Below are 13114 nucleotides of genomic sequence, written 5' to 3' on the forward strand. Positions count from 1 at the left end.
TGATTTATTTAGACAATAAGCTGGTCTATGCAGTAACGACTGTCTCAACACCGTCAAGATCAGCGATAAAGCCTTGTAGACGCGGGTAGTCCACCAAGCCTTGAGTCACAAGCAGGACGGGCTTCTTCGCGTTCAGCGTTGCTTTAACAATCATACTCAACAAGGTAATAACCGCCTCGTTTTGTGGATCAAAAGCATGTTGCTGAGCTTCATTGTGCTTGTCTACGCCTAAAGTGAAAGACGCTAAGCTATCAACGTTCACTACAACACCATCAAAGTAATGCAGCAATCTTTCGCTCAGTAGCACTGCAGACGGCACATCGCACGAGAACAGTACTTTCAAACCATTAAGGCCTCGCGGTAAGCCTTGCTCTGCAAGCAAATCAATAATCTTAGCGGCATCGCTTAATGCTCGTACATACGGTACAACCACTTCAACGTTAATACCCTGCTCTCGCAACGCTTTAATTACCTGACACTCTAAAGCGAATGCTTTGCTGTACTCTGATGTTGCATAACGAGCAACCCCTCGAACACCTAGTGCCGGGTTTATCTCTTCGGCTTCACAACTACCACCAAGTAGTGAACGGAAGCCATAGCTGTCAGCATTACTTAACGCGATACGAACAGAGGTATGATTTGGCTGAACGGCAGCTTGGATGGCAATCACTAAGGTCGAAACAAAATGCTCATCGACTGTTTTATCGCCAAGGATCGCATCTAAAGAGGTTTTTTCGATATCAGTCAGTGTATCTAAGTGACTTTCAATACTTGGGTGATAGAAGATACGATCCATAACCAATTCAGATAATGAAACGTATAAGTGGTTAGAATTATTATTATCGTTGTAAGAAGGCAGCACATCACCTAAGACTAGTTCTGGGTGCAAAGTGCTTTGATTTTCTTGAGTCATTGCTGCTCCAGCATTTTTATGTTGTGTTCAAACGAAAATACCGATAGCTGCCTGTTAATACAAGTGAAAATCCCTTATTTGACGCTGGCCTGCTGATAAAAATAAGAATATTAGCAATAACAGAGATAACTTTGACTTAAGAGAGTTTATTCCTCTGTTCAATTCCGTTATCTTAACCACTTCGCAATAGAATAAAAAAGCCATCACATGCCATTAAAAACTGATGAGTTGAGAACCCAAGCTCTGGGTCCTATGCCAACTCCTGCCGAACTAGGCAATGCACATCCTATTACTGACGACGTTGCTGAGCGCATTAAAAATTCTCGCCGCCAAATCGAAGATATTCTAACAGGTCGTGATAACCGCCTATTAGTTATCGTAGGCCCTTGCTCTGTTCACGATACAGAAGCGGCACTTGATTACGCTGAGCGTCTAAGTCAGATTCAAGACCAGTACAAAGATGAACTGTTCGTTGTAATGAGAACCTACTTCGAGAAACCTCGTACTGTTGTAGGTTGGAAGGGTTTGATTACCGATCCTAACCTTGATGGGTCATATGCACTTGAAACAGGCTTGAACAAAGCTCGTAAACTTCTACTAGATATCAATAAGCTTGGCCTAGCTACCGCGACTGAATTCCTTGATATGATCACCGGTCAGTACATTGCAGACCTTATCACTTGGGGCGCAATTGGCGCTCGTACGACTGAATCTCAGATTCACCGTGAAATGGCTTCTGCACTGTCTTGCCCAGTTGGTTTCAAGAACGCAACTAACGGCAACATCAAAATTGCTATTGATGCGATTCGTGCTGCGCATGCATCACACTACTTCTACTCTCCAGATAAGAACGGCCGTATGACGGTTTACCGTACTTCTGGCAACCCATACGGTCACGTAATTCTACGTGGTGGTGATAAAGGCCCTAACTTTGATGCTGAATCTGTTGAAAACGCATGTAAGCAACTGGCAGAAGTTAACCTTCCTGAGCGCTTAGTTGTCGACTTTAGCCACGCTAACTGTCAGAAACAACACCGTAAGCAGTTAGACGTTGCACAAGATATTTGTGAACAGATCAAATCTAACAAAAATCAAATTGCAGGCATCATGGCGGAAAGCTTCATTGTTGAAGGTAACCAGCCAATGACAGACATCAATAACCTAGAGTACGGCAAGTCTATCACTGACCCATGCTTAAGCTGGGAAGATACTGCAACAATGTTAGACATGCTTGCAACGGCAATCAAAGATAGAAATTTAGCTTAAGGACATAACACAATGCCATCATTTGACATTATCTCTGAAGTAGAATCAGTAGAACTACGCAACGCTGTAGACAACGCTAACCGTGAACTTTCGACTCGTTTCGATTTCCGTGGTGTAGACGCTAGCTTTGATTACAAAGATGAATCAGTAAAGCTGAGTGCTCAAGACGATTTCCAACTGAAGCAGATGCGCGACATCCTTCGTAGCAACCTAACAAAGCGAAATGTTGATCCGAATGCGATGGAAGCGAAAGCGGCTGACCAAACAGGTCGTACTTGGCACCAAACGGTTGTTTTCAAGCAAGGCATCGAAGCGGATGTTGCTAAGAAAATCGTTAAGCTAATCAAAGATAACAAAGTGAAAGTTCAAGTTGCTATCCAAGGCGAAAAAGTTCGTGTAACGGGTAAGAAGCGCGACGATCTACAAGCTGTTATGGCTTTAGTTCGTAGCGGCGAGCTTGGTCAACCTTTCCAGTTTGACAACTTCCGCGACTAATTTTTGAGTTTGAGCGACCGCTTATTTGGGTTGCTCATTCATCAGCACAATGTCGTGTTCGAAATATCAAAAAGCCACTTCTTTGGGAAGTGGCTTTTTATTTATCGGGTCAGTCTTATTCAGCGTCTCTAGCCGATTTCAAACAACTAGAAAGCGCTCACTTCAACTAAAATCTATCAACTCAACTGAGCACTTTGGCAACAGACAGTTTAAGGTCTTTGCCGGCCAGTAAATTGAACTCAACACTCGCTGGTGGAATAAAGACACACACTCGCAATTTCTCGGCCCTCGCTTGCTCAAGCTTGGTCGACAGCTCTCCACTGTCAGCATAACCTTCTCTTTCTGCGTCTCGGCGGCACAGGTCAACAAATTCAAATGGACAATCGCTCGGTGAAAGCACTAACTCTGCTTCTTGCATCAAACGTAGGGCCTTCATAGGCAATAACTCAACGTCTTGCTCAAATTCGATCCAAGTTACCTGACCTTCACTATCAACTTGCTCAGTCAGCGACTGTTGATAATACGATTCAAGTTGCTCCCTATCCGTCACTTGATTGATAAAACTGGATGACAAAAAGCGTTCCCAGAATTTGCGGCGTTCATCAACAGTAGGAAAGGACTCCTTAATCGAATTGCGTTTTGATGCACCAAAGTCCGCAATCAAACCTATGTTTTGTGGCAATACCGTTTCGAGTTTTTCTCTAATATTTCTCACCAAAACAGGTGATGCGCCCCCACTTGAGATCGCAATTTGGATTCTTCCGCGATTTATCATTGAGGGAGTGATGAAGTCACAATAGGGTAAGTCATCAACCACATTGACAAGAATACCCATTTTTTTTGCATCATTATGTACTTGATGATTTAGGTTTGGGTTGTCTGTTGTTGCCCACACTTGTAAGTAGTTTTTCGAGATAAGTTGTGAAGAGTAAAAATTTTGAATCCAATGTAATTTATTCTCATCGACAAGTTGCTTTAAGTAAGGCTCTACCTTTGGGGACACTAACGTGACATCCGCCCCAGCTCTTAACAAGCTATCGACTTTTCGGCAAGCAACCTCACCCCCACCCACCACTAAGATCGGCTTATTTTCTACATCTAAAAACATTGGGAAATAACGCATGTTCTTCCTTGAGGTGACTTCAATAACTATTCAGCCATGCTACCAAATTTGGAGCATATTAATAACTATCCAAGTGCAATAAAAATATTTATTCACCAAATTTCAATCTTTCTGAAGTTTAATGTTTCACCATTGTGATACTGATTCAGAATATTAACCTAGTCAATTGTCAATATAAAAATCTAAATCTCGTTGCACCAACAGTGTGAAGCGCTGCACTATTTACATTAAGTTAACATTTGGTCATTCTAATTGTGTTCGGATTTGTGATTTCATTCAAAATTCTTTTTAAATTATACATTTGTGAAAGTACGGATCCTTTCCTAACCTTATAAATAGTTGTTTAAATCGCACACAGTTTCATTTGCAAAATGCAACCAGTTTGATTTGAGTAACAAGGTCATAGAAAACGCAACACATATAGAAAAACTCAAATGAGCACGAGTATCAGGTGTCACCTGGTTAACAAGGAAGGATACAAATGACAAATAAACTAACACTTCTTGCTTCAGTAGTAGCTGCATCAACTGCGATGATGGCAACATCAGCATCAGCGGCAGAAAGCACTCTGGACAAAGTCACATCTCAAGGTTTTCTAACTTGTGGTGTAAGTACCGGTCTTCCAGGGTTCTCTAACCCTAACTCAAAAGGTGAATGGGAAGGAATTGATGTTGAGTATTGTCAAGCTCTTGCAGCGGCTGTACTCGGTGACAAAACTAAAGTGAAGTATGTACCTCTTACTGCTAAAGAACGTTTTACCGCGCTTCAATCTGGCGAAATCGACGTACTATCTCGTAACACAACATGGACACTACATCGTGACACTGCTCTAGGTCTGAACTTCGTAGGCGTTAACTACTACGATGGTCAAGGCTTCATGGTTAAGAAAGAACTTGGTCTAACAAGTGCTCAAGAGCTTGATGGCGCTTCTGTATGTGTTCAATCAGGTACAACAACTGAACTTAACCTAGCCGATTACTTCCGTAACAGTGGCATGTCTTACAAGCCAGTGGTATTCGATACGGCAGCACAAACATCTAAAGGCTTCGACGCGGGTCGTTGTGATGTGCTAACGACTGACCAATCTGGTCTATACGCACTTCGCCTAAACTTAGCTGATCCTAAATCTGCACAGGTACTTCCTGAAATCATCTCTAAAGAGCCACTAGGCCCTGTTGTTCGTCAAGATGATGACAAGTGGTTCAACGTTGCTAAATGGACACTTTCAGCAATGATTAATGCGGAAGAGTACGGTATCTCTTCTAAGAATGCTGACGAAATGCTTAAGTCAAAAGATCCAAACATCAAACGTATTCTTGGTGTAGACGGTCCTAAAGGTAAAGGCCTTGGTATTCGTGACGATTGGGGTTACCAAGTCATTAAACAAGTTGGTAACTACGGTGAGAGCTTCGAACGTACTGTTGGTACAGGTTCACCACTACAGATCTCTCGTGGCGTAAACGCACTATGGAATGCGGGCGGCTTTATGTACGCTCCACCAATCCGTTAATAAATTTACAAGCATCAATTAGGGCGGACTTTTCCGCCCTATTTATTAAATGGATTTGAGGTTATAGCAGTATGAAACCTAATGAAACTATTTCTCCAGCTCAGGCAAAGCCACAGCCCAAAAGTGCCAACCTGTTTTACAACCCCACTTTTCGCTCAATTGTTTTCCAAATTCTCGCCGTCGGGGCGCTTTGTGCTTTCTTTTACACGATTGTAAATAATGCACTCACTAACTTAGATTCCCGTGGTATCGCCACTGGTTTTGATTTTTTATCCCAAGAAGCTGGTTTTGGTATCGGCTTAACACTGATTGAATACGACGAAACATTCTCATACGGTCGTACCTTCTTTATCGGTCTTCTCAATACCGCTTTGGTTTCTGTACTCGGCATCATGTTAGCCACGGTACTGGGCTTTAGTATGGGTATTGCAAGGCTCTCTTCAAATTGGTTAGTTAGCCGATTTGCAGCTATCTATATTGAGATATTCCGAAACATCCCTCTTCTGTTGCAAATCTTTTTCTGGTATTTCGCCGTTCTACAAGCCTTACCTTCTGCTCGTCAAAGCATGAGCCTTGGTGAAGCCATTTTCTTGAACGTACGTGGTTTGTACTTCCCTGCACCAGTGTTAGAGCAAGGCAGTAGCATTGTGATCGCATCATTGATTACTGGTGTAATCGCTACTTTTGTTATCAACATCTGGGCTAATAACAAACAAAAGCTAACCGGCCAACAAACACCAATGTTGCGAATTGCTGCGGCACTGATTGTGGGCTTACCGTTGGTAACTTACTTTGTTATGGGCATGCCTATCTCTGCGGAGTACCCAGTTTTGAAAGGGTTTAACTTCAAAGGCGGCATTAGCATCATCCCTGAACTAGCAGCGTTGATGCTTGCTTTAAGTATCTACACAGCAGCATTCATCGCCGAGATTGTGCGTTCAGGTATTAACGCGGTAAACCATGGGCAAACAGAGGCTGCAATGTCTCTAGGTCTCCCAAGAACACGAACCCTCAAGCTGGTGATTATTCCACAAGCATTAAGAATTATCATTCCACCATTAACCAGTCAGTATTTGAATCTGACCAAAAACTCATCACTTGCGATGGCCATTGGTTATCCCGATCTTGTGTCTGTATTTGCAGGGACAACATTGAACCAAACTGGACAAGCTATCGAAGTAATCGCGATGACAATGGGCGTCTACCTGACTCTAAGCCTATTAACATCCGCTCTAATGAACATATACAACCGCAAAGTAGCGTTGGTGGAGAGATAAGATGAGTACACATCAATTTCAACCTGATCTTCCGCCTCCAGCGAATACTGTTGGACCTGTCGGTTGGTTAAGAAAAAATCTATTTAATGGACCAATTAACAGTGTCGTCACTGTGGTCCTTGGTTATTTTGCTTTCACTTTATTGTGGGCAATAGCAGATTGGGCATTCATTAATGCTGATTGGATAGGAACAACTCGAGATGCCTGTACAAGTGATGGAGCATGTTGGGTTTTCATTAGTGTTCGTTGGGACCAATTCATGTACGGCTTCTATCCAGAAGCTGAACTGTGGCGCCCTCGCCTTTTCTACGCAACGTTAGCTATTTTTGTCGTTTTGTTAGCTTACGAAAAAACACCTAAGCGCACGTGGATTTGGTTGTTCTTCGTAAACATCTACCCGTTTATCATTGCTGGCTTACTATACGGTGGTGTATTTGGACTAGAGGTTGTTGATACCCATAAATGGGGCGGTCTATTGGTTACGCTGATCATCGCACTTGTTGGTATTGTAGTGTCACTTCCTATTGGCGTTGCATTGGCACTTGGGCGTCGTTCAGAGATGCCGATCATCCGCAGTATGTGTACTGTTTACATCGAAATTTGGCGTGGTGTACCGCTGATTACGGTTCTATTTATGGCCTCGGTAATGCTTCCGCTCTTTTTATCAGAAGGGATGGAAACCGATAAACTGATCAGAGCATTGGTTGGGGTAGTACTATTTAGTGCGGCTTATATGGCAGAGGTAATCCGCGGTGGTTTGCAAGCAATACCAAAAGGTCAATACGAAGCCGCTGATGCTTTAGGGTTGAGCTACTGGAAAAAAACAGGGCTTATCATTCTACCTCAAGCTCTTAAAATTACGATTCCTTCAATTGTGAATACCTTTATTGGTTTGTTCAAAGATACCAGTCTGGTTTTAATTATCGGTATGTTTGATGTATTGGGAATTGGCCAAGCCGCGAATACCGATCCTGAATGGCTTGGGTTTTCAACAGAAAGTTATGTATTTGTCGCGTTAGTGTTCTGGGTGTTTTGTTTTGGCATGTCGAGATACTCGATTTGGCTAGAAAACAGACTTCACACCGGTCACAAACGATAATTAACAAGATCAAGGACGTATTATGACGCAGCAAACAGAAAACAACTCTCAAGGTCTTATGATCGAGTTAAAAGACATGAACAAGTGGTACGGTGAGTTCCACGTTCTTAAAAACATCAATTTAGAAGTTAGAAAAGGCGAGAAAATTGTAATTTGTGGCCCTTCTGGTTCAGGTAAATCCACGATGATTCGCTGTATCAACCGATTAGAAGAGCACCAAAAAGGTCATATCTTCGTTTCAGGTAATGAACTGACAGAAGATCTGAAGAACATTGAAGCCGTGCGCAGAGATGTAGGTATGTGTTTTCAACACTTCAACCTATTCCCTCACCTAACGGTTTTAGAAAACTGTACTCTGGCCCCTATTTGGGTGAAGAAGATGCCGAAAGAGGAAGCCGAAGCCATCGCAATGAAATTCCTCGAACGTGTAAAAATCCCTGAGCAAGCGGATAAATTCCCAGGACAGCTTTCAGGTGGCCAACAACAACGTGTAGCAATCGCTCGTTCTTTATGCATGAACCCTCAAGTCATGTTGTTTGATGAACCAACATCGGCACTCGACCCGGAAATGGTTCGTGAAGTACTAGACGTTATGGTTGAGCTTGCAGAAGAAGGCATGACGATGTTGTGTGTAACGCACGAGATGGGTTTTGCTAAAGAAGTTGCCGACCGCGTTATCTTTATGGATGCAGGTGAAATCATAGAAGAGAACAACCCTGTCGACTTCTTTGAAAACCCACAATCGGACAGAACGCAGAACTTCTTGAGCCAAATCTTGCATCATTAATGTGTTATGATGCATAAGTTATAGAGGCGGCTTAGGTCGCCTCTTTATTTTTCAAGGTTATAGATAGTTTTTCAAAGGTTATAAATCATTAGCCAGTAACTATAAAAATTTGAACATCGAGTATTAGCGACACTTTATACGTCATTAGAAACACTTTGTTACACCTTAAGAAACACTTAACCGACTATTTTGATTATTATTTTAGGTATACAAAAGGAATGAAAGACTTGATTTTTCGAACTTTCAGCCCCATAAATGTACTAATAACTATTGAAGTCACCTTACGAGGAAGATTATGAACAGCCCTATGTTTTCACGCACAGCATCTCAAGAAAGTGCTCTGCAAACCAATAAAGTGTTGCGTAACACCTACGCACTACTGTCTATGACACTACTTTGGTCTGCTGTAGTAGCAGGCGTATCTATGGCGATGAACCTTCCTCGCCCTGGTCTTATCATTATGCTAGTTGGTTTCTACGGCCTACTGTTCCTAACAGAAAAGAACCGTGACAACAGCATGGGTCTAGTCTTCACATTCCTATTTACAGGTTTCTTAGGCTACACCATTGGTCCAATCTTAAACATGTACGTTGGCGCAGGTATGGGTGATGTCATCCTTACTGCACTTGGTGGTACAGCATTAGCATTTATGGGTGCATCAGCTTACGCACTGACGACTAAACGTGACCTTTCATTCCTTAACGGTATGCTAATGGCTGGTTTTGTTGTTCTGCTAGTAGGGATGGTTGCAAACATCTTCCTACAAATGCCTCTACTGTCTTTAGCAATGAGCGGTATGTTCATCCTATTCTCGACTGGTGTTATTTTGCTAACAACGCAAAGCATCATCCGCGGCGGTGAAACAAACTACATCTCAGCAACGATTAGCTTGTATGTTTCTATCTACAACATCTTCATCAGCCTACTAAGCATCTTAGGTATTATGAACAGCAACGACTAATCATAGTTCATTCAAAATTGAGCCCAAGAGCCTGTCTCTTGGGCTTTTTTGTATCTATAGTTGCAATATTCCTAGAGATAACGACGATATTTCTTGAGAAAGGCAAACGTGGTCATGTACCCTATTTACTGAGTTAAACTGATTCTGGACTAAACATGTTTGAATATAATGGCAAACAAATTGAAACCGACGCTCAAGGCTACCTATTGGACTACACACAATGGGAAGAAGGTATGATTGAGATTCTTGCTCAAGACGAGGCGATTGAACTGACTGATGCGCACTTAGAAGTGGTACATTTTGTAAGAAGCTTTTACGAAGAGTTCAAAACCTCTCCGGCTGTTCGTATGCTCGTTAAAGCGATGGAAAAAGCGCACGGCCCAGAGAAAGGTAACAGTAAGTACCTATTCAAATTGTTCAAGAAAGGCCCCGCTAAACAAGCAACCAAGCTCGCGGGTTTACCTAAACCAGCAAAATGCTTGTAAAGCTTAAACAGCTTTAGGTTACTCTCAAGGTAAAAAGACAAATACTGTAGTGCGCTAGCTACAGTATTTTAAACTCATCTATACGTACATCCTGTCGCTCACTTTCTTTAACTCGATGCATCACTACTTGGTCTACTGTCGCACTCGAAGGGCCAATATTGAGCCATGCGTGGAACTTCTCTATTTCCTTACCCTTTCCGACAGCTAACACTTCAACTCGGCCATCATTTAGGTTCTTTGCATAGCCTGAAATGCCCAGAGCTTGTGCCTGCCTACTGGTGTGATAGCGAAAACCAACACACTGAACTACGCCTGATACGACAAAAATATATTGTGAACTTTCCATAACGTTGCCTCATAAATTGTATGAATGATATAGTTGCGACTCTATTCATTCACCGCTTATTGGTGGACTTACTTCGAGTATAACGATTATGAAAGAAATCCCATTTCGTTGGATTGACAAATATCTCATTCACCTAAAAATCCAAGAAAAGTTCTATCTACTCTTCTTATTACCTCTTCTCGCCCTGGTTATATTAACTCTTGTTTTAGGTAGCGCCGCAGACTCTTTACTTGCTCATCTTTATCAAGAAGAAATGCTCTTGATGAAAGGACTTATCGAAGCGGGTCAACTGACGAAAGATCAAGTTGCTCAACTTGTCAGTAATTCTGAAACCATCTCTTTAGGCTATGGTGTTGGTTCCGTCTCAGTTATGAACGGTGCATTCAGCTTGGTTGCGAACCATGACCAAAACTTATGGTCAGCTCTATCTACGACTCAGGTTTCAATTATCGCAGTAACCCTAACGCTTATCGCGCTAGGTGTTTACTACATCATGACTTTCATCGGTGGCGCAATGTTCTCTATGAACAAAGCGTTAAGCACGCTAGCGAGTGGTGATCTCACCTGCCGTATGAACTACTTCCTTGTTCGTGATGAGTTCAGTGAAATCGCAATTACTATTGATAAAGTAGCAGAACGTGAACAAAACATGGTTCTATCAATCCAAGAGTCTGTCGCACTCATGCAGCAGATCAGTTCTGACTTAAACCAGTCGACACAACAGAGCTCAGACATCTCGGGTAACCAACAAGAACACCTGAATAGTTTAGCAAGTGCAACGGAACAAATGGCAGCTACGATTCGTGAAGTCGCTACCCTTGCTCATGAGTCTAGCTCTCAAACTATGGACGCTCGCGGTGTTGCACAGAGTGGCCAAGTAAAAGTTTCAAATACATTAGAATCTATCTCAAGCCTATCTCAAGAAATTCAATCAGCTTCGCAAGCGGTAGAAGAGCTTGATGCTAACGCAGCGCAAATTGATGAAGTGGTCGCAACCATCAATGGCATCTCTGAACAAACTAACCTATTAGCCCTGAATGCTGCCATTGAGGCTGCACGTGCTGGCGAGCAAGGTCGTGGATTTGCTGTTGTTGCCGATGAAGTCCGTGCCCTTGCCGGCCGTACTCAACAAGCAACGGTTGAAATCCAGAGCATGATCGAATCATTACAACGTAACAGCCAATCACTGACAAAATTGATGGAAGTGACTGTTAGCAATGCTAACGAAGGTCAAACATTGATGTCGGAAGTAAACGTTGAGATTGGATCGTTAGCTGAAAAGAACCAATCTATTTCTGATAGCAGCACTCAAATTGCTACTGCTGCTGAAGAGCAAGGTGTTGTTGCTGACAACATTGCACAAAGTGTTGAAGAGATTCGTCATCAATCAGACAGCATCTGTGAAATGATCAGTAAGAGTAATGTAAATGTTGACCAACTTCGTAAGCAAAGCGATATGATGGAAGGTTTGCTGACAGGTCTTAAAGCTTAATACTGACATCTAACCACTATGTGTTAATTAATCATTGCTAGGGCTGCTTCTGCAGCCCTTTCTTATTTGCTTTTCCCTTGTACTTCCCCGACAATACCCCTCCTTCAAATTCAACAAACAGAGTAAATTATGACTCCTTCAATTCATCTAGCTAAAGGCCGAGATAAATCACTACGCCGTAAACACCCTTGGGTATTTTCACGCGGTATCGATAAGGTCGAAGGCGAACCACAACAAGGTGAAACTGTAGACATATATGCTCAAAATGGTCAGTGGCTCGCAAAGGCAGCTTACTCACCAGAATCTCAAATTCGCGCTCGTGTTTGGACATTTGAAAAAGAAGAAATCAATAAAGCGTTTTTCATCAAAAGATTTAAAGACGCACAATCACTACGTGACGATATCATCGAACGTGACGGCCTAACGGGGTACCGATTAACAGCGGCTGAATCTGACGGCCTGCCAGGTATTACTATCGACAAGTACCAAGACTTCTTAGTTTGCCAACTACTGAGTGCTGGCGCGGAATTCAACAAAAGCGTTATCGTTGAAGCTTTAGTTGAATGCTTCCCTGAATGTAATATTTACGAACGCTCTGACGTAGCTGTTCGTAAAAAAGAAGGTTTAGAGCAAACCGTCGGCGTACTGCATGGCGAAGAGCCGCCTAAGTCAGTAGTGATTGAAGAAAACGGCGTGAAGATCAGCGTGAACATTATGGAAGGCCACAAAACGGGCTTCTACATGGACCAACGTGATAGTCGCAAAGAATCTATGAAGTACGTTAAAGGCAAAGATGTCCTTAACTGTTTCTCATACACCGGTGGCTTTGGCCTTTACGCACTTAAAGGCGACGCGAAGCGTGTGATCAACGCAGACGTATCTCAACTCGCTCTTGATACTGCTAAGTTCAACGCTGAACTTAACGAGTTTGATATCTCGAAAAAGCGTGCTGTATTCCTAAACGCTGACGTATTCAAACTACTTCGCGAATACCGTGACCAGGGCACTAAGTTTGACGTAGTGATCATGGATCCACCAAAGTTTGTTTCAAGCAAAAACAACCTAACTTCAGGCGCTAACGGCTACAAAGACGTTAACATGCTAGCAATGCAAATCCTGAAGCCAGGTGGAACACTACTCACCTACTCTTGCTCAGGTTTGATGGGGGCTGACTTATTCCAAAAGATCATTGCTGATGCCGCTCTAGATGCGGGCAGAACAGTGAAGTTTGTTGAACGCTTCGAGCAAGCTGCTGATCACTTGATCGATACAGCTTACCCTGAAGGTTTCTACCTAAAAGGTTTTGCTTGTAAGGTACTTTAATTTTTGTGCTTTAGAATCTAGCTTTTATAGCAAAACA

Annotated in this window: 13 protein-coding genes; 10 read left to right on the top strand and 3 right to left on the bottom strand. The window is 42.6% G+C overall.

Annotated features, from left to right (window positions below):
• Positions 1-25: 25 nt before the first annotated feature.
• Positions 26-913 carry a putative PEP-binding protein gene (locus AC3CH4_RS08305; RefSeq protein WP_171312409.1) on the bottom strand — a complete coding sequence of 296 codons (888 nt, stop codon included), beginning with the start codon at positions 911-913 and terminating at the stop codon, positions 26-28.
• Positions 914-1120: 207 nt separating this feature from the next.
• Here AC3CH4_RS08305 and AC3CH4_RS08310 point away from each other — a divergent pair, with 207 nt between their 5' ends.
• Entirely contained in the window at positions 1121-2179 is a 1059-nt protein-coding gene (locus tag AC3CH4_RS08310) for a 3-deoxy-7-phosphoheptulonate synthase (RefSeq protein ID WP_488542793.1), read from the top strand.
• A gap of 12 nt (positions 2180-2191) precedes the next feature.
• Positions 2192-2674 carry a YajQ family cyclic di-GMP-binding protein gene (locus AC3CH4_RS08315; RefSeq protein WP_017074252.1) on the top strand — a complete coding sequence of 161 codons (483 nt, stop codon included), beginning with the start codon at positions 2192-2194 and terminating at the stop codon, positions 2672-2674.
• Between the two features lie 181 nt (positions 2675-2855).
• On the opposite strand, the gene AC3CH4_RS08320 is transcribed toward AC3CH4_RS08315, so the two are convergent.
• Positions 2856-3797, bottom strand: coding sequence for a precorrin-2 dehydrogenase/sirohydrochlorin ferrochelatase family protein (locus tag AC3CH4_RS08320; RefSeq protein ID WP_004733633.1), 942 nt, complete (start codon positions 3795-3797; stop codon positions 2856-2858).
• 481 nt (positions 3798-4278) lie between these two features.
• Between AC3CH4_RS08320 and AC3CH4_RS08325 the strand changes: the two genes are divergently transcribed.
• The 6 genes from AC3CH4_RS08325 (at position 4279) to AC3CH4_RS08350 (ending at position 9916) form a co-directional block, all read left to right on the top strand.
• Entirely contained in the window at positions 4279-5307 is a 1029-nt protein-coding gene (locus tag AC3CH4_RS08325) for an amino acid ABC transporter substrate-binding protein (protein ID WP_004733634.1), read from the top strand.
• 71 nt (positions 5308-5378) lie between these two features.
• Positions 5379-6584 carry an amino acid ABC transporter permease gene (locus AC3CH4_RS08330; protein ID WP_004733635.1) on the top strand — a complete coding sequence of 402 codons (1206 nt, stop codon included), beginning with the start codon at positions 5379-5381 and terminating at the stop codon, positions 6582-6584.
• Position 6585: 1 nt separating this feature from the next.
• On the top strand, positions 6586-7683 hold the full coding sequence (locus AC3CH4_RS08335; RefSeq protein ID WP_004733636.1) for an amino acid ABC transporter permease: 1098 nt from the start codon (positions 6586-6588) through the stop codon (positions 7681-7683).
• Positions 7684-7705: 22 nt separating this feature from the next.
• Positions 7706-8470, top strand: a complete 765-nt coding sequence (locus AC3CH4_RS08340; protein ID WP_004733637.1) for an amino acid ABC transporter ATP-binding protein — start codon at positions 7706-7708, stop codon at positions 8468-8470.
• Between the two features lie 295 nt (positions 8471-8765).
• Entirely contained in the window at positions 8766-9431 is a 666-nt protein-coding gene (locus AC3CH4_RS08345; protein ID WP_016767698.1) for a Bax inhibitor-1/YccA family protein, read from the top strand.
• Positions 9432-9586: 155 nt separating this feature from the next.
• Positions 9587-9916 carry a TusE/DsrC/DsvC family sulfur relay protein gene (locus AC3CH4_RS08350; protein WP_004733621.1) on the top strand — a complete coding sequence of 110 codons (330 nt, stop codon included), beginning with the start codon at positions 9587-9589 and terminating at the stop codon, positions 9914-9916.
• 58 nt (positions 9917-9974) lie between these two features.
• Here the strand turns inward: AC3CH4_RS08350 and yccX are convergent, their stop codons facing one another.
• Positions 9975-10262 (bottom strand): acylphosphatase, encoded by a 288-nt coding sequence (gene yccX, locus AC3CH4_RS08355; RefSeq protein WP_171308305.1) that lies wholly within the window; start codon positions 10260-10262, stop codon positions 9975-9977.
• Between the two features lie 88 nt (positions 10263-10350).
• On the opposite strand from yccX, the gene AC3CH4_RS08360 reads away from it, so the two are divergent.
• Positions 10351-11754 carry a methyl-accepting chemotaxis protein gene (locus tag AC3CH4_RS08360; RefSeq protein WP_488542794.1) on the top strand — a complete coding sequence of 468 codons (1404 nt, stop codon included), beginning with the start codon at positions 10351-10353 and terminating at the stop codon, positions 11752-11754.
• A gap of 129 nt (positions 11755-11883) precedes the next feature.
• Entirely contained in the window at positions 11884-13077 is a 1194-nt protein-coding gene (locus AC3CH4_RS08365) for a class I SAM-dependent methyltransferase (RefSeq protein WP_488542795.1), read from the top strand.
• Positions 13078-13114 lie beyond the last annotated feature (37 nt).

The organism is Vibrio sp. QJM3NY_26 (assembly GCF_057786005.1).

Coding starts and splice junctions, on each gene's coding strand:
- AC3CH4_RS08305 (WP_171312409.1), bottom strand. CDS start 913: ATGACTCAAGAAAATCAAAGCACTTTGCACCCAGAACTAGTCTTAGGT.
- AC3CH4_RS08310 (WP_488542793.1), top strand. CDS start 1,121: ATGCCATTAAAAACTGATGAGTTGAGAACCCAAGCTCTGGGTCCTATG.
- AC3CH4_RS08315 (WP_017074252.1), top strand. CDS start 2,192: ATGCCATCATTTGACATTATCTCTGAAGTAGAATCAGTAGAACTACGC.
- AC3CH4_RS08320 (WP_004733633.1), bottom strand. CDS start 3,797: ATGCGTTATTTCCCAATGTTTTTAGATGTAGAAAATAAGCCGATCTTA.
- AC3CH4_RS08325 (WP_004733634.1), top strand. CDS start 4,279: ATGACAAATAAACTAACACTTCTTGCTTCAGTAGTAGCTGCATCAACT.
- AC3CH4_RS08330 (WP_004733635.1), top strand. CDS start 5,379: ATGAAACCTAATGAAACTATTTCTCCAGCTCAGGCAAAGCCACAGCCC.
- AC3CH4_RS08335 (WP_004733636.1), top strand. CDS start 6,586: ATGAGTACACATCAATTTCAACCTGATCTTCCGCCTCCAGCGAATACT.
- AC3CH4_RS08340 (WP_004733637.1), top strand. CDS start 7,706: ATGACGCAGCAAACAGAAAACAACTCTCAAGGTCTTATGATCGAGTTA.
- AC3CH4_RS08345 (WP_016767698.1), top strand. CDS start 8,766: ATGAACAGCCCTATGTTTTCACGCACAGCATCTCAAGAAAGTGCTCTG.
- AC3CH4_RS08350 (WP_004733621.1), top strand. CDS start 9,587: ATGTTTGAATATAATGGCAAACAAATTGAAACCGACGCTCAAGGCTAC.
- yccX (WP_171308305.1), bottom strand. CDS start 10,262: ATGGAAAGTTCACAATATATTTTTGTCGTATCAGGCGTAGTTCAGTGT.
- AC3CH4_RS08360 (WP_488542794.1), top strand. CDS start 10,351: ATGAAAGAAATCCCATTTCGTTGGATTGACAAATATCTCATTCACCTA.
- AC3CH4_RS08365 (WP_488542795.1), top strand. CDS start 11,884: ATGACTCCTTCAATTCATCTAGCTAAAGGCCGAGATAAATCACTACGC.